The following is a 16,574-nucleotide window of genomic DNA, read 5'->3' on the forward strand; positions in this document are numbered from 1 at the left end:
CCGACCGGCAACTCTACGCACGCCATCGCCGTGCGCATGTCCAGAAAATGCTCAAACTCGCACCGTAGGTGGGCAAGCTCTAGCGGTGGTTGCAAGTGAGTTGAGTGTAGATGTCGTGTGCTGATGCCCAGTGGTGGAGTCGGCGGGGCATGTGGTTGAGTTTGTCCTCGATGACCGAGAGTCGCAGCTGCGCGATGTCGAGGCTGGTGCCTTTGGGGAGCCATCGGCGCATGAGCCCGTTGGTCTGCTCGTTGGTGGGTCGCTGCCACGGCGAGCGCGGCTCGCAGAAGAACACCTCGATGCCGAGCGCGGCCTCGACGTCGGCCCAGCGGGCCATCTCGCGGCCTTGGTCCCAGGTGAGGGTGCGCACCAGCCCGCCAGGCTGGCGGCCCAGCGCCGCGGTGACCTGGGGCGCGCTGTAGCCGTCGGGCAGCGCGGCAGTCAAGCAGTAGCGGCTGGTGCGCTCGGCGAGGGTGACCGCGGCGGTGCGGTTCGCTTTGCCGACGATGAGGCCGCCTTCCCAGTGGCCGGGCTCGGCACGGTCCTCGACGACGTCGGGCCGGTCGGCCAACCGCCGGTATTCCCCCAGCGGGCCGGGCTTTTGGGCCTGCGCGACACTGCGCGGCCGACGGCGCCGGCAGCGCCGCGGCAGCTTCGCCCAGGTGCCCGCCGCCAGGCCACTGCGCGCGTCGTTCGCGTAGCACGCCCGATAGATCGTCTCCGCGCACACGCTCATACCCGCCTCGCGCAGGTCCGCCGCCGCTGCGTGCAGGGACCAACTCAGCCTCGCTGCCATACTCGACACCTCCATCGGTCGGCTGCATGTGTAGGCAACGGCCATCATGACCGTTCACTTGCATCCACCGATGGAGTTCGCCGGCCAACAATGCGCGTGGGTCGTCCGACGAGGACCCATCGACTGAACCAGGCGCGACACCCCCATGAGCGTGTTGCCTGCCGCACACTGGCCGTTCGAATGAATATCGGCTCTGGCTTCTTACACCTCGCAGGCTCAGCCCAGCTTCGATTCGCTGGAGGGTCATCTGGCAGATCGCCTAGCGATGGCCGGCCCGGGATCCGGCAGCCCCGATCTGTGCCGGTGTTGTTCAGGACCGCTGGTCCACGTGCGGAACACGCAGGCGCCCACGCTTCGCCAACTCGTCCTCTGCGTCGTCCAGCATCGATTGGGCGTGCGGTCGCGCCGAGAACTCATCGTGCAGATCGGATAGTGGTCGTAACCGGAGATCACGACGCCGACGGAACCGAACCATGCCACCGACGTTAGCTACAACGTGATGGGCGCTCTTGATCCGAATCCCCGCTGCCCTTGCTTCAACTAATCGCGGCGTGCATCCACATAGTGAGCACCGACGAAGGGTTTGGGATTCTCGATGGACCAGCGGTGGAGGGCATCGGCCAACCGGTAGGGCATTGCGCCGCCGCGCCCGAGTCTGGCCTTGCGCACGACAACGACCGGAACGACGGCATCGCCAGCGGCGAACGCCTGCTTCAGGATGCGCTCAAAGTCGTCCTCGTCCTCGGTCACCACAATTCGACCTTGTTCGACCGCAGTTGTGTACACGCTGTCATCGGGAGCCGCCCGCAAATCAATGTCCACGACGCTCACAGCATCGTGGCCTCGCTGGTTGAGTGCATCAACGGCAGCGCGGGGCAGCATCTCGTCGAGCAGCCACCGCATGGCTCGTTCAGGATTTCAGGCCCGCGGAGCATCACCGTGCTACGGCCTGAACCGTTGCACGACCTGTCCGCGTGCAATTGCTCGCTCGCGTTCGGAGATCATCTCGTCGATTCGCATGGCGGCAGCGCGGTTGTCCGCGATCTTTGCTTCGATCTCGTTTGAATACGCCTTGTAGAACTGGAGTGCAAGGCTGACCTGTCGGGCGTGCAGGTCGGCCTCGACGCACACTGTCTCGACGGGATCGTGCTCATCGGAAGGCACTTCGTGCAGTGACCGGATGACCTGCCAGATGTCTGGGCCGTCGACCAAGCTGGCTCGACGCCCAGATGGCCCATCTCTGTAGACGATGCCCGGGAAGCGGCGAATCTTCATGCCTTCGTCGATGAGCAAGGCGGCCAACACGGAAGGCGATTGGTCGCTGGCTTCACCCTCGGCGTGCAGACGTTCAGCGAGATCCTCGGAAATCGGAAGAGACGCCGCGCGTGCCACGACAAAGAGCGTAGGCGTGTGCCTCGTGCATCAGCTAGCGGTTTTTCGCGATCAAGCGCGCAAGGTGGGGCCTCTGTAGCCGGGGGTGAAGCCGTTGGCCAGCAGGGTGTCGTGCATCGGGTGCTCGGCGGCTGGGCCGGCATCAATGCGGCTCAGCTCGACCCGGGCGAGTCGGCCGGTGGCGAGGGCATTGCGGAGTGCATCGATCCAGCGCAGGTCGGTGTTGGCGTGCTCGAAGGTGTGCAGGCTGCGGCCGCCCCGGTCCAGCATGACGAGCGGGACGCCGTCGGCGAGCACGACTTGGCCCCCGGCGGTTCGACTGGGCCGACCCTCGCACGGCGGCCAGCTCAATGCGGCACCGTAGGGCTGCGCGGGATCGGTTGCCGACAGCACCACCACGCCAGGTTCGGGGCCATCGGCAGATCGCGACGCGGCGCGCATTGCAGACATTGGGGACTGCGCGCTTGGCGAGGGCCGCTCGCGGAAATCCCTCAGCCGCTCCACTGCGGCGGCTGTCGCGAACTGGGCCCCGCCGAGGCCTTCCACGAAGTGCCCGCGGCGGACGCTGCCGCGCTCTTCGAGGGCGCGCAGAATGCCGTACGCGGCTGCGAAGCCTCCTGGGTGGCCCTCGGCGAGCACTCCGGGGCGAGTGACGACGCCGTGGCGTTCGAGCAGGGCCAGCGCTGCACTGTGCGCCCGCTCGGTGGGAGTCGGTGCAGGCTCAAGCAGCAGTGCCACCAGGGACCAGCGTCCCGCAACGGTGGAAGGCCCCCCGGCGCGCAGACGGCCCGGGCGAGGTCGGCGGCCCGATCCCGGCACTGGACCCGAGCGCGTCAGCACGCCAGGGCGTCGGTGCCGTGGTGCGTGGCGGCTGCGCGCTGCCGCAGACTTGGGGGCACGACGTTTGCGGGGACCGAGGCCGCGCAGCGGGGCGAACGTATCGTTGGTGACCAGCCCGGCCCACACCAGATCCCACAACGCCGTCAGCACACGGGTGGTGAATTCCGGGCTGGTCGCTGAGAGTCCTTGCAGCGATCCCGCGTGGGAGTCCGAGTCGTCTCCGGCGTCACCGCGCAGCGCCACCGTCGCGGCTGCAAACAGGTCGGGCCAGAACGCTGCCCCTCGCTGGGCGAGGTGGTTCAGCACGGCCTGCGAGATTGGGTCCGGGCTTCTCGCATCACCGTCGTCGGTCTCGAGCTCGGATGGCGGACTGGGAGCTGATCTGGGCGGCGGTGCCAGCATCGCGATCTCGTCTCGCCAGAACAAACGCACGCGTCCGTCGTTGGGCCCGAGCGCGCCGGCACCCATCCACACCAGATCGCCGCCCGAGATGAGAGCGTCGAGATCGGCCGGGCTGTAGTGGCGCACACGCGCCGGCAGCACGTCGGTTTCGAGTGTGGAGGCAACGAGCGGCGAGCCCACCAACTGCGTGATGGCATCGGCCAGCCCGTCCGGTCCGCCGCGGGGTCGGTCAACGCTGTGCCATGCACACAGGAACCGTGCGTAGGCATCGGGCTCGACGGGCTCGACCTCGCGGCGTAGGCGGGCCAGCGAGCGCCTGCGCACGGATCGCAACACCGCGACGTCGCACCACTCGGTGCCGGTGCCATCGGGCCGGAACGCGCCCCGAGTGAGGCGGCCAGCGGTTTCGAGCCGGTGCAGTGACGCCGTGATCCGGCTCAGAGGCACACCGAGGCGAGCCGCCGGCGCCTCGGCGGTGAACGGAACATGCGTGGAGGCGAAGCGGGCCACGAGTTCGTCGAGCGGATCAGCGGTCGCTGCGGCATCGGGTGATGGTGTCCACGACATCAACGACGCGGGAAGGCCACCGGGCAACGCACAGCCCAGAGCGTCACGACAGCGAGCGGCGTCCTCGACGGCTATGTAGCGGGTCTCATCCGCAATTCGCACCTCGGCGACTCGGCGCTGCGCTATCAGTTCGGCCAGCCAATCCCGTCCTGGGGGCGAGCTAAACGCCGACGCTGCATCCGGCGGGCCGGGGTCTGTCGGCACGCGGTCCGTCGGCTCGGCACCCGTCGGGTCGACACCCCCTGGCTCGGCAGGCGCAGTCGCGGCAGGCGCAGGTTCGCACCGGTGCGATACCTCGGCGGCGGTGAGATCACCGACGCGGGCGAACACGTCGGCCAGCTCATCGACGCTGCGAGCGCGGCGGCCGTCGGCCAGCCGCTGCAGCTCGAGTTCGAGCTCGGCCAGCACTTCGGCATCGAGCAGCTCGCGCAGCTCTTCTGTGCCCAGCAGATCGGCGAGCAGCTCGCGATCCAGCGAAAGAGCCGCGGCACGTCGCTCGGCCAGCGGCGCATCGCCGCCGTACATGAAGACCGAGATCCAGTCGAACAGCAGGCTTTGCGCCATGGGCGACGCGCCATCGGTGTCGACGGTGACCATGCGGATCTTGCGAGAAGCAATGTCGCTCAGCACCTCGGCGAGCGCCGGCACGTCGAAGACTTCTTGCAGGCACTCGCGTGATGTCTCGAGCAGCATCGGGAAGCTCGGGTACTTCGCCGCCACCTCCAGCAGGCCCGCCGAGCGCTGGCGCTGCTGCCACAGCGGGACGCGCTCACCGGGCCGGCGGCGCGGCAGCAACAGCGCCCTGCCCGCCACCTCCCTGAACCGGGACGCGAACAGCGCCGTGGAAGGCAAGTGGGCGACGATGACGTCACGCACCTCGTCGGGGTCGAGCGCCACGTCTGTTCCGTCGAGACCCGGGCCGTTCAGTTTGGATGCGTCGCGTGCCGGCGAATCCCACGCCGAACCGTTGCCAGCTGGGCCGCCGTCGTGCCAATCGTCGGGTGACCAGACGTCTGGCAGGCGCAGCACGATGCCGTCGTCGCTCCACAGCAGCTCGACCGGGGCGTCGCCGGCGACGGCAGGATCCTGTGCGAACTTCGCCTGCAGGGCGATGCCCCACGGCGCGTGGACCCTGGCGCCGAACGGGGTCAGGATGCACACACGCCAGTCGCCGATCTCGTCCCGGAACCGCTCGACGACGATCATGCGATCGTCGGGCACCACACCGGTCGCGGCACGCTGCGCATCGAGATACCGCAGGACGTTCACCGCTGCGGTGCGGTCCAAGCAGTGATCGCGCTGCAATCGTTCGACCAGACGGGCCGTGGTGCTGCGTTTGGACTCGGCGTCAGCGGAAGATGACCCGGCATTGAGGCGCGTCAACCCGGCCTCGGCATCGAGGCGCGTCAGCTCGGCCTCGAGGTTCGCGGGCAGCTCGTCGGCGACGGAGCGAATGAATGCACCGACGGCGCGGCCGAGTTCAAGGGGTCGGCCGGGCCCGTCTCCGTGCCAAAACGGCATCTTGCCCGGCTCGCCTGGTGCGGGCGTGACCACGACGCGCTCGTGGGTGATCTCGACGATCCTCCACGTCGACGCTCCCAGCAGGAACGTCTCCCCCACGCGCGCCTCGTACACCATTTCCTCGTCGAGCTCGCCGACGCGCGAGCCGTCGGTGGTGAACACGGCGTACAGGCCCCGGTCCGGAATGGTGCCGGCGTTCGTGACCGCCAAGCGGCCCGCACCTTGGCGGGCCCGCAGCATTCCCGCGGTTCGATCCCACACGATGCGCGGCCGCAGCTCGCGGAACTCCTCGGAGGGGTAGCGGCCGGCGAGCAGGTCGAGCACGGCCGTGAACACCTCTTCGCTGAGCTGCTCGTACGGCGCAGAGCGGCGCACGACGGCCAGCAGGTCAGCGACCGCCCAGTCGTCGACAGCGACCATCGCGACGATCTGCTGGGCCAGCACGTCCAGCGGCTGGCGCGGGTAGTGGATCGACTCGATTTGGCCCGTCCCCATCCGCTGCGCCACGACGGCTGCCTCGACGAGATCGCCCCGGTGGCGAGGGAAGATCTTCCCGACGCTCGGCTCGCCGACCTGGTGGCCCGCACGGCCGATCCGTTGCAGTCCTGATGCGACCGAGCCCGGCGACGCCACCTGGATCACCAGGTCCACGGCGCCCATGTCGATACCCAGCTCCAGCGATGACGTGGCAACGATGGCGCGGACGCGGCCAGCCTTCAGATCGTCTTCGATCGCGAGCCGCTGTTCGCGGCTGAGCGAGCCGTGGTGCGCTCGCACCAGCTCGGCACCCGGCGGGGGTGAAGTGCCCTCGGCCTCGGCCGCCCGGTTCAGGCCATCGAGGTGCAGCTCGTTGAGACGTGTTGCCAATCGCTCGGCGAGGCGGCGAGCGTTCACGAAGATGATCGTGGAGCGGTGGGCCTCCACTAGCGCCAGCAGACGCGGGTGGATGGCGGGCCAGATGCTGTTGGAGTGGGTCTGGGCAGGGGGTTGTAGCTCCGCGGTCGCCGGTTCAGATGGCACCGCTGCGTCCGCGGGCGCCGGCACTTCCAATGGCGCCGCAGTAGCCGACGACGACGCTCCCAATGGCGCCGGCGGTGCGAAATCGTCGTCGGGATCGGCGCGTTCGACGACGCGGCCGCTGGGGCCTGTCCCGGCACTGGCTGCGGCCAGGTCGCCCATGTCCGACACCCCGACAATCACTTCCACGTCGATCTGCTTGGTCATGCCGACATCGGTGATCTCGACGTGTCGGTCCGCCGGACGGAGCGGGTCGGTGCCGCCGAGGAACCGCGCGACCTCGGACATCGGCCGCTGTGTTGCCGACAGCCCGATGCGCTGAGGAGCCCCTCCGGTCTTCTCCGCAGTCAGCTCGCACAGTCGCTCCAAGGAGAGCGCTAGATGCGTGCCCCGCTTCGTCGCCGCGACCGAATGGATCTCATCGACGATGACCCATCGCACATATCGCAGCGTCTCGCGCGCCTGCGACGTCAGCATGAGGTACAGCGACTCGGGCGTCGTGATGCAGATGTCGGGCGGCCGGGTCACCAACCGCCGCCGCTCCGCCGCACTGGTGTCCCCGGTGCGCACGCCGACCGTCGGCAAATGCACCTCGATGCCGAGGCGCTCGGTCGCCAAGCTGATGCCGCGCAGCGGTGCCCGCAGGTTCTTGTCGACGTCGACCGCGAGCGCTCGCAGCGGCGAGAGGTACAGCACCCGGGTGCGCTCAGCTCGGGCGGGCTCGGGTTCGCTCATGATCCGGTCGATGGCCCACAGGAACGCTGCGAGGGTCTTGCCCGAGCCGGTGGGCGCCGCGATGAGACAGTGCTGGCCGGCGGCGATGGTGCGCCACCCGGCCACCTGGCATTCCGTCGGCGCAGCGAACGTCGTCGCGAACCACTCCGCGGTCGGCGTCGAGAACGCGCTCAGCGCAGGATGGCTGTTGCGCCGCCCGGCTGCGACGTCGTCAGAGGTGGATGGTGTGCGCATTCGAATCACCGACAATCCAAGCCGATCACGCGCACCGCGGACGGCATGATCAAGGCCACCGCGCTCATGGACCCAGCCACCGGTGCCACATTCCGCGCCGTCATCGACGACGTGGCGCAGCGCTTCAGTGAAGTCGACAAACGCGACCAGCGCCCCGATGCCGTCGAGCCGCGCAGCTACGCCCATTGCCGACTCGACGCACTGGTCGCACTCATCGATCTCGACGCGCACCGCGCCAGCCGCCGTTGCCTCGACGAGGAGGAAGATCGACTCTGGCCCGAACTACGCGACTTCTGGGGAGCCGAACCCCGGGCACCGCTGGCGCGCGAACACCTCGCCCATCTGCCTGCCGACATCGCGGTACCTGAATGCGATGGCGATTGCGCTCGCGGCGCAACTTTGCCAAACCGGCGATTCGATGCCCCGAACGCGCCACGGCGACGCAATCAGGTCGTCATCGTCGCTGACGTGAAGGCCGTCGGGGCGACGAGTGGGCGCGCTGCGAGATTGCCGGCACCGGACCGATCCCGCTGCGCGAACTCGAACGCCTTTCGTGCGGTGCGGACATCTTCGGCGTCATATTCGACGGCGACGGCCAACCGCTGTGGCACGGCCGCCGGGTCCGCACCGTCACCGATGCCCAGTGGCGTGCCCTTGTTGCTCGCGATCGGCACTGCGTGCTATGTGAGGCAACCCCGAACTGGTGCGAGGCCCACCACCTTGTCCCCTGGCAAGCGCCGCACCGAGGGTCAACGAACATCGACAACCTCGCGCTGCTGTGCACCCGTTGTCACCACGAACTTCACGACAGCGGGCTCGAGCTGCGCCGAGGACGCCGCAACAGCTACACGCTCGAGGCCGATGTCATGCGCGAATAGCGGGCCGCCGTGCGACCGACGGCGAGGCGCGTTAGCTGGGCGGATTGAGCGTGCCGTCGAAGCCGGTGTTGTGGGTGCCGTCGCACATGGGCTTCGAGGACGACATGCCGCAGCGGCACAGCGCCACCACCGAGTCGCTGTCGGCGACGGTGTTGCCCACGTGGTCAGTGACCGCGCAGGTTCCTTTGACCAAGAGCGGTCCGTTGTTCAATACCTGCACCGTGACGTCAGCCATGTGAATCTCCCGAGACTCTCTCATTTGGGGCGGTTGCGTCAGTGTTGCACGCGGCAACGCCAGCATGGAGCGGATCGGGCAGCGGTTGCGACCAGACCACCGCGACGCGCTTGGTGGCACGGGTCAGCGCCACGTACAGGGCGCGCAAGCCCTGGGGCTCTTCGGCAACCATGGCATTGGGCTCGACGACCACCACCCCGTCGGTCTCGAGTCCTTTGCAGAGGTGAACGGGCGCCAGCGTGACGCGCGGGTGCAGCGCTCCGGTGGTGTTGCGGCTTGCAGCGGTCGCACGGCCGAAATCCAATCCGGCCTCTGTGAACGCCGAAGTGATCTCGTCGATGAGCCCTGACGGCGAGACGACGAGCAGGTTCCCGCCGCCGAGCGCTTCGGTCTCTTCTTTGACGACTTGGGAGACTGCGGATGCGATGGCTTCGGCGTCTGCGGCCACGAATCGGGGCGGTGCGCCCGCGATGCGTACCGCTGCTGGTGGGGCGAGCTGTGGAGCCGTTGCGGCGAGCACACGGTTCGCGAGATCGAGGCTGGGCTGAGGGATCCGATAGCTGAGCGTCAGCTCGGCCAGCCGGGGCGCCACTGAGGCTGTCGGCAGATGGGCCAGCACTTCGTGCCAGTCGGTCGGAGCGTGCGCGGACGTGGCTTGGGCGATGTCGCCGACCACGGTCATCGAGCCATTCAGCGATCGGCGGGCGATCATGCGCAGCGCCATCGGCGGCTGGTCCTGGCATTCGTCGACAACGATGTGACCGTACGTGCGAATGCCGCTGTCGTTCCGCCGTCGCTTCGAGCGGGTGTGCGGGCCGAGTTGTGCGTAGGCCTCATCGAGCAGCGGCACGTCCGCGTCGCTCCACTGGTAGGAGGCCTCGCTGTCGCCGCGGGGCCGGTACAGCGATTCCCACTCGGCTTCGGGGAGGAACCCCGAGGCGGCCGAGCGCAACAGCGCCCGCGAGCTGTAGAGGTCGCGCAGCAGCTGCGCAGGCGTCAGCAGCGGCCACATGCGTTCGAACGCCGCCATCACATCGGGGTGACGTGACACGCGCTCGCGCAGCTTTGCGGGGTGGGGCCGGCGCCGATGCGACGCCGACATGGCCGCGTAGACCTCCTGCTCGACGTAGGCGCGGCCTGCGTTGTGCTGGCGGAAGCGTCGGCGGGCCTCGGACACGATGGCGCGGGACTCGTCGACCCGCAACGTCAGGTATCCCAGCCCGAAGTCCAGCCGCAGGCCGCGACGGAGCTTGCGCTGTCGATCCGCAAGCGCGTTGGCGATGAACTGCGACATGCGGGCGTCGCCCTTGGTACGCGCCACCTCGGGCGCGTCGCCGAGGCGCACCCGGACCTCGGGAAACAGCTCGTTGAGCAGGTCGGCGAGCACGAACAGGTGCACGCCGACCTCGCCGAGGCTGGGCAGGACACGCTCGACGTATCGCAGGAACAGCCGGTTCGGGCCGACGACCAGCACGCCCTGGCCGGCCAGCGGAAACCGGTACGTGTACAGCAGGTACGCGGCTCTGTGCAGCGCCACGATCGTCTTGCCGGTGCCCGGCCCGCCCTGGCACACGAGAATGCCCTTGCGCGGACTGCGGATGATCTCGTCCTGCTCGGCCTGAATCGTGGCAACGACCTGCTTCAGCTGACCGTCGCGGTGCTCTTCGAGCGCTGCATACAGCGCGCCGTGGGCGGTCAGCCCGTTGTGGCCCGAACCTTGGGGGCCCGCAGCGTCGCCGAACGCGTCGAGATCGAACACCTCGTCCTCGAGGTCCGCCAGCTCGCGTCCTCGACACACGAAGTGGCGGCGTCGCAGGAGCCCGAGCGGATCGCCGCCAGTCGCACGAAAGAATGGCTCGGCGACGGGCGCCCGCCAGTCGACCACAACAGGTTCTCGACGCTCGTCGGCGACCGCCAGCCGGCCGATGTAGAAGGTCTCGTTCGATGCGGTCAAGGTGCGCTGCTGTGCCGTCTCGTTTGCCGCAGTTGCCTTCGACGGCCGGTCGATACGTCCGAACACCAACGAGGACGAGCCCAGTTCGAGCTGGCTGAGTCGCCCGACCACGGCTTCCTCGATGACATCTCGTTCGAACCGCGCCTGTGTCGTGCCGCCGCGCCCTACTTCGACCATGTCACGCAGCCGTGTCGCGCGTTGCCGCGACGCTTCCAGCAGCTCGTACGCCCGATCAATTTGGGCTTGTTCTGCGGAGATTTCAGGATGGCTCACGCTGTGTCTCGAACCTGCCTCACAGGACTCATCCGCCGAAAAACGGCCTACTAAGGCTAGTGGTCGCCCAAGCGCAGACCGCGCCACACCAGGACCGCAGCGGCGGCGATTGCGAGCGGCCACATGCCCAGCGCGACGGCGGGCGTCGTACCCGTACGCAGCTCGACCGGAGCCACCAGCACCGCCGGTTCGCGCAGCTCGCTGCGCGCGGTGACCGTCCCGTCGGGCGCCACGATGGCGCTGTATCCCGTGGTCGAGGCTTGCAGGACCCATCTGCGGGTCTCGACAGCGCGGAGCCGGGCGCTTGCCAGCGACTGGGAGGGCACCACCGAGCTTCGGTACGAGGAAGCCAGCGTGGGATTGGCCACGATGCTGCCGCCGGCTCGCACACCAGCGCGCACAAGGCCGGGAAAGTAGATCTCGTAGGACGTGGCGACGGCCACGTCGCCGAGCGGCGTCTTCACAACGCCGGGACCCTCGCCGGCGATCGCCTCACGCGCAATCAGCGAGAGGTCGGCGAATGGCTCGACGAGGCCGCGCAGCGGCACGTACTCACCGAACGGGACGAGGTGGGCCTTGTCGTAGCGATCGGTCAGGCCAAAAGACGGGCCGACCGCGACTGTCGCGTTGCGAAAGCGTGGGGGGCTCTCATCGGCGGTGCGCTCGTAGAAGTTGGCGACAAGCACGAGGTCGCGCTCGGACGCGAGCGCCTCGAGCTCTGCGAGACGCGGTGACTCTTCGAGCGGGCCGTCGCTGGATGTACTGCTTTCGCTCCACACCATGAGATCCGCAGTGCCCGACCACTCCGCGGTGGTCGCCAGATGTCGCAGCCGGACGCTGCGCTGCGGTGTTCCGACATCGGTGCCCAGCTCGCCGCCGGCCTGTACCACCGCCGCGTCAATCGTGGCGCTGACTGCGGTGTCGGGCACGGCCAGCACGGCCACCGACACGACCGTCAGCACGAGGGCTGGTTGCCACACCTGCACCCATTCGCGTGCGCACAGGCGCTCAACGAAGACCGCTCCGACGCCGACGACGGCGATGATTCCGAGCGATCCCGCCGCCGACGCCACCGCCAGCCAGGGACCGTCGACCTGGCCCAACGCCAAGTTCGACATAGCCACGCCGCCGAAGGGAACGGTCCAACGCGCCGCCTCGCCCACCACCAGCGCTGCGGCTGCGGTAACCATTCGCCACGTTCCGCGCTTGGCAATGATCGATGTCGGCAACGCCATGATGAGCGTCTCGACCGGCAGCGCCGCGGCCCAGCCGGGCACGGTCAGCTCGGTCATCCAGAACAGGCCCAGCAGGTAGGCGCCCAGCCAGAAGGCACACGCGGATGCCAGACGATCTCGCCAGCGGCCGCCGTCGGGGCCCGGGTCGCAGAAGCGAAGCCAGAGGCCGAAGCCGACCGGCCCCAGCGGCCACAGCCCCCACGGCGGCAGCGACAGCATTGTCAGCGCGCCCAGCACACCGGCAAGGGCGAGCCGCACCAGCGGCGTTCGGCGCAACGTCCGGCTCACCGCGATGCGCCGGCCCGAGCCGAACGAAGACGCTCAGCTGTCGTCGTTGCTGCGGTGTCGCCTCCTCGGATGCACGCGGGGATGCCGAGGCCGCGGCACGCCGCACCTGCGACGACGACGCCGGGCAGGTCGTGAGCCAGTGCCGAATCGACCCGATCGATCAGGTCGCTGTGGCCCGGGCGGTACTGCGGCAACGAGCGTTCCCAGCGCGACACGCGCCAATCGGCAACGGCGTCGGGACGGTCGCCGAGCGCGCGAAGCGTCGGCAGGCGCGACAGCTCGGCGATCAGTGCGTCGCGCAACTCGATGTCGGACATCTTGGTGTGGCGGTCGTCGTTATCTCGACCGACCGAAACCCGCAACACCACATGTTCCCCGTCAGACCATTGCGGCCACTTGCTGGTGCCGAAGCTGCACGCAGTGGTGAGCAGCCCCGTGCTGCGGGCCACCAGAAAGCCGGCTTCGGCGAACTCGCCCTCCACGTCCTGCGCCCGCACGCCGAGCGTGACGACCGCAACGGAGGCGTAGTCGATGCGTCCGAGTGCGTCAGCGGCGGCGGGAGCTGCGGCGAGCATCCGGCTTGCCGCGTGTGCGGGAGCTGTGACGATCACAGCGTCGGCATCCAACGTCTGCGTCGCTGTTTCGACCACAAGCGGGCGCCCAGATTCGAACTCGTCCAGCTCGGCACGGCGCACAGCTCGGACATCGACGCCGAGCCGCAGATCGCATCGGGTGATCCGTTCTCTCAGCGTGTCGACGAGCTTGCCCATGCCGCCGGCAAAACTGGCAAAGATCGGGGCAGGAGACACAGCGCCCGACGCCCCCGTCGGGGCAGGCTGGACAGCGCGCAGGCCTCGCATCAACGAGCGGCTGCGTCCGAGTGCGGTGCCCAGCATCGGCGCAGAGGTTGCCGCGTCGATGCGGTTGACATCGCCCGCGCTGATGCTGCCGAGCAACGGGTCGACGACCCGCGCCGCCACGGCAGAACCAAGGCGAGCGCTCACGATGTCACCCACGCTCGCGGCCGATCCGCGGTGCATCCGAGTGCGGGGCAGCACGTAGTCCATGGCGGCGCGCAGCGCTGCGGATCGTCCCAGCAGGGGTGACCGCCACAGCGGCCCGAGCCGCGTCGGCACGCCTGCCACCAACCCGTCAGGCAACGGGGACGACCCGAGCTCGGTATGGGACTCGGCGGCGCGGCCGTGCACCACCGAAGCCCCCGACGCGGCCGGCGAGATGTACTCCGTCGAGATGCCCAGCTCTGCGCAGAGATTCGAGGCCCACGGCACGCGCAGGAGGAACGCATCAGCACCCTCGTCGACTGACCGTCCCAGGAAGGGCGTCGAGAGGATCTTGCCGCCGAGACGGTCTGTTGATTCGAGCAGCACGACGTCGGGCGCGTCGGGCGCAGGCTCAGCGCCGCCGTCGGGGTGCAACAGGCGATATGCGGCGGTCAAACCGGTCACCCCGCCGCCGATGACTATCACTCTGGGATTGGGCACTCTGGGATTACGGCCCGAAGACGTCGGCGTTGGCGAGTTCACTCCCGCTGGCTTGCGTTCGACGGCTGACGTTCGGCGAGGTCGAAGCCGTGAGGGTCGAATTCATGAACGTGATCGACGAGGCGTTCGAGCACTGCGGGGTCGGTCTCGGGGAGCACGCCGTGGCCCAGGTTGAAGATGTAGCCGGGCGCAGCGGTGCCTTCGCCAAGAATGCGATCAGCGGCGGTGCGAACCGTCGGCCAATCGAGCAGGCACAGCGCTGGGTCCAGATTGCCCTGCAGCGCCACGTCGGGCCCCACACGCTGGCGCGCCAAGCCCAGCGGCACGCGCCAGTCGACTCCGACAACGTCGGCTCCAACTCGGGCCATCTGGTCGAGCAGCTCGCCGGTGCCCACGCCGAAATGTCCACGGGGCACGCCCAGGTCGGCCAGCTCGTCGAACACCCGCTTGCTGTGCGGCGCCACGAATTCGGCATAGTCCGCGGGTGCCAATGCCCCCGCCCACGAATCGAACAACTGCACGGCGCTGGCGCCCGCGAGCACTTGGGACCGCATCGACGCCACCGCTATCCCGGCGAGCCGCTCCATCAGGTCGTGCCACAGCGCCGCATCGGCGTGCATCAGCGCCTTCGTCAGCAGATGCTGACGAGACGGCTGGCCTTCGATGAGGTAGCTGGCCACCGTGAACGGTGCTCCTGCGAAGCCGATAAGCGGCACTTCGAGCTGCGCAGCGAGCAAGCGCACGGTCTCGAGCACGTAAGGCGTGTGCGCCTGGGGATCGAGGGGCGGCAGGCGATCGAGATCGGCGCGCCGACGCAGCGGCTCGGGTGCGACGGGGCCGACGCCCGGGACGACGTCGATGCCGAATCCGATGGCGGCGGCAGGCACGACGATGTCGGAGAACAGCACCGCGGCATCCACGCCGTAGCGCCGCACCGGCTGCAGCGTGATCTCCGCCGCGGTCGCAGGATCGGCGATGGCGTCCAGGATGCTGCCGGGGCCGCGCAGCGCCCGGTACTCGGGGAGTGATCGCCCCGCTTGGCGCTGGAACCACACGGGCACCCGCTGCGTCAGCTCGCATCGCGCTGCTCGCAGGTAGGCGCTGTCGGCCAGTCGACGGCTGGGGTGGTCTTCGGGCAGCACATCAGAGCCAGCCATGAGCTGCGAACGGTACCGGGGCGGTCTCATCGCGAGCACACCCACAGCAAGCACACCCGGCGTGGGCACGGCGACGCAGCCGAACCCCGACGACGCCGTGACTTGATGCAGCGGGCCCGTCGGTAGCCTCACCCAACCCGCGGCGAATCAGGTCGACCCCACGACGAGGTTGACCCACACAGGCCTCGTCGGCGGGCGGAGGCTGCAATGGTCGCCGACCCACAGACCCGACGGGCGCAGACCTCGCGCGCCGCGGCGTCGGGGTCGCTGCGAGTTGCCCTGCTCACCTATCGCGGACACCCCTACGTGGGCGGCCAGGGCATCTACGTCCGGCACCTGTCACGCGAGCTCGCAGCCCTCGGGCACAGCGTCGAGGTGTTCAGCGGTCCTCCCTACCCGCATCTGGAACCCGGCATCAAGCTCACCGAGCTGCCGAGCCTCGACCTGTACCGAATGCCCGATCCGTTCCGGGTCCCGAAGCTCGCCGAGTTCCGCTCCCTGATCGACGTGCTGGAGTACGCGATCACGTGCACCGCGTCATTTGCCGAGCCGCTGACGTTCAGCCTGCGAGCCTTCGGTGCACTGCGCGGGCGCATCGACGACTTCGACCTGATCCACGACAACCAGTGCCTCGGCTACGGCATCGACTGGCTGCGCCGCGCCGGCATGCCCGTCCTCGGCACGATCCACCACCCCATCACCGTCGATCGGCGGCTCGAGACAGCCCACGCGCCCACGTCGGGCAAGCGCTTCGCACTGAACCGCTTCTACGCCTTTACCAAGATGCAATCGCGGGTGGCGAAGCGACTCGACCGCATCGTCACGGTGTCGCGCAACAGCTTCGACGACATCGTTGCGGACCACGGCGTCCGTCCCGAGCGCCTGCACATCACCCACGTCGGCGTGGATCCCGCGCACTTCCGCCCACTGCCCGACTCCGTGCCGGTGCGGGGACGACTGATGACCACAGCCAGTGCCGATGTTGCGATGAAGGGCCTCGCATACCTGCTCGAGGCGCTCGCCAAGCTCCGCACCGAAGATCCCGAGCTGCACCTCGTCGTCATCGGGCGTCCGAAGGATGATTCGGCCGCGAGCCGTCTGATCGACGAGCTCGGCTTGAGCGGCAGCGTCGAATTCGTGAGCGGCGTGACCGATGAACGCATTGTCGAGCTGTACAACGAGGCCCAGCTGGCGGTGGTGCCGTCGCTGTACGAGGGCTTCTCGCTCCCCGCTATCGAAGCGATGTCGTGCGGCGTTCCGCTCGTCGCCACCACCGGCGGCGCGTTGCCCGAAGTGACCGGACCCGACGGCGAGACCTGCTTGCAGGTGCCGCCGGGCGACACCGAAGCGCTCACAGCGCGCATCGGCTGGTCGCTCAGCCAGCCCAGCCTGCGCGCCACGGTCGGCGCGGCAGGTCGTGAGCGGGTGAAGTCCAACTACTCGTGGACTGCGACCGCTCAGCACACCGTCGAGCACTACCGGGCACTGCTGGCCGGCCAGCCCTCACCCGCTCGACAGCGTCGGATGCTGCGCTCGGCCTCCTAGACG

12 protein-coding genes are annotated in these 16,574 nt (G+C 68.7%); 2 read left to right on the forward strand and 10 right to left on the reverse strand.

Annotated elements, in window-relative coordinates:
- Positions 1 to 79 precede the first annotated feature (79 nt).
- From ACQY5K_RS10275 to ACQY5K_RS10295, 5 genes are all read right to left on the reverse strand, one after another.
- Complete coding sequence (locus ACQY5K_RS10275) at positions 80 to 796, reverse strand: IS30 family transposase (protein WP_428114775.1); 717 nt, start codon at positions 794 to 796, stop codon at positions 80 to 82.
- Positions 797 to 1,336: 540 nt separating this feature from the next.
- Entirely contained in the window at positions 1,337 to 1,699 is a 363-nt protein-coding gene (locus tag ACQY5K_RS10280) for a DUF5615 family PIN-like protein (RefSeq protein ID WP_428114778.1), read from the reverse strand.
- Between the two features lie 39 nt (positions 1,700 to 1,738).
- Entirely contained in the window at positions 1,739 to 2,188 is a 450-nt protein-coding gene (locus tag ACQY5K_RS10285; protein ID WP_428114780.1) for a hypothetical protein, read from the reverse strand.
- Between the two features lie 51 nt (positions 2,189 to 2,239).
- Positions 2,240 to 7,504, reverse strand: coding sequence for an Lhr family helicase (locus ACQY5K_RS10290; RefSeq protein ID WP_428122637.1), 5,265 nt, complete (start codon positions 7,502 to 7,504; stop codon positions 2,240 to 2,242).
- A gap of 446 nt (positions 7,505 to 7,950) precedes the next feature.
- Positions 7,951 to 8,178, reverse strand: coding sequence for a hypothetical protein (locus ACQY5K_RS10295; RefSeq protein ID WP_428114783.1), 228 nt, complete (start codon positions 8,176 to 8,178; stop codon positions 7,951 to 7,953).
- Between the two features lie 3 nt (positions 8,179 to 8,181).
- On the opposite strand from ACQY5K_RS10295, the gene ACQY5K_RS10300 reads away from it, so the two are divergent.
- Positions 8,182 to 8,382 carry an HNH endonuclease signature motif containing protein gene (locus ACQY5K_RS10300; protein ID WP_428114785.1) on the forward strand — a complete coding sequence of 67 codons (201 nt, stop codon included), beginning with the start codon at positions 8,182 to 8,184 and terminating at the stop codon, positions 8,380 to 8,382.
- Between the two features lie 31 nt (positions 8,383 to 8,413).
- Here ACQY5K_RS10300 and ACQY5K_RS10305 read toward each other — a convergent pair whose 3' ends face one another.
- The 5 genes from ACQY5K_RS10305 to hemE are packed head-to-tail and all read right to left on the reverse strand — an operon-like array spanning position 8,414 to position 15,026.
- Positions 8,414 to 8,617: a CDGSH iron-sulfur domain-containing protein gene (locus ACQY5K_RS10305; RefSeq protein WP_428114788.1), complete on the reverse strand. Its 204-nt coding sequence runs from the start codon at positions 8,615 to 8,617 to the stop codon at positions 8,414 to 8,416.
- A complete protein-coding gene (locus ACQY5K_RS10310) occupies positions 8,610 to 10,844 on the reverse strand; it encodes a HelD family protein (protein ID WP_428114790.1) in 2,235 nt (744 codons plus the stop codon). Before ACQY5K_RS10310 ends, ACQY5K_RS10305 begins: the two co-directional genes overlap by 8 nt.
- Positions 10,845 to 10,900: 56 nt before the next feature.
- Entirely contained in the window at positions 10,901 to 12,367 is a 1,467-nt protein-coding gene (gene lnt / locus ACQY5K_RS10315; RefSeq protein WP_428114792.1) for an apolipoprotein N-acyltransferase, read from the reverse strand.
- Positions 12,364 to 13,911, reverse strand: a complete 1,548-nt coding sequence (gene hemG, locus ACQY5K_RS10320) for a protoporphyrinogen oxidase (RefSeq protein WP_428114795.1) — start codon at positions 13,909 to 13,911, stop codon at positions 12,364 to 12,366. The genes lnt and hemG overlap by 4 nt, the downstream gene beginning before the upstream one ends.
- Complete coding sequence (gene hemE, locus ACQY5K_RS10325; RefSeq protein WP_428114798.1) at positions 13,908 to 15,026, reverse strand: uroporphyrinogen decarboxylase; 1,119 nt, start codon at positions 15,024 to 15,026, stop codon at positions 13,908 to 13,910. The genes hemG and hemE overlap by 4 nt, the downstream gene beginning before the upstream one ends.
- 207 nt (positions 15,027 to 15,233) lie before the next feature.
- Here hemE and ACQY5K_RS10330 point away from each other — a divergent pair, with 207 nt between their 5' ends.
- Positions 15,234 to 16,571, forward strand: coding sequence for a glycosyltransferase family 4 protein (locus ACQY5K_RS10330; protein WP_428114800.1), 1,338 nt, complete (start codon positions 15,234 to 15,236; stop codon positions 16,569 to 16,571).
- The last annotated feature ends 3 nt before the right edge of the window (positions 16,572 to 16,574 follow it).

The organism is Candidatus Poriferisodalis sp., assembly GCF_965262965.1.
Lineage (GTDB): Bacteria > Actinomycetota > Acidimicrobiia > Acidimicrobiales > Poriferisodalaceae > Poriferisodalis.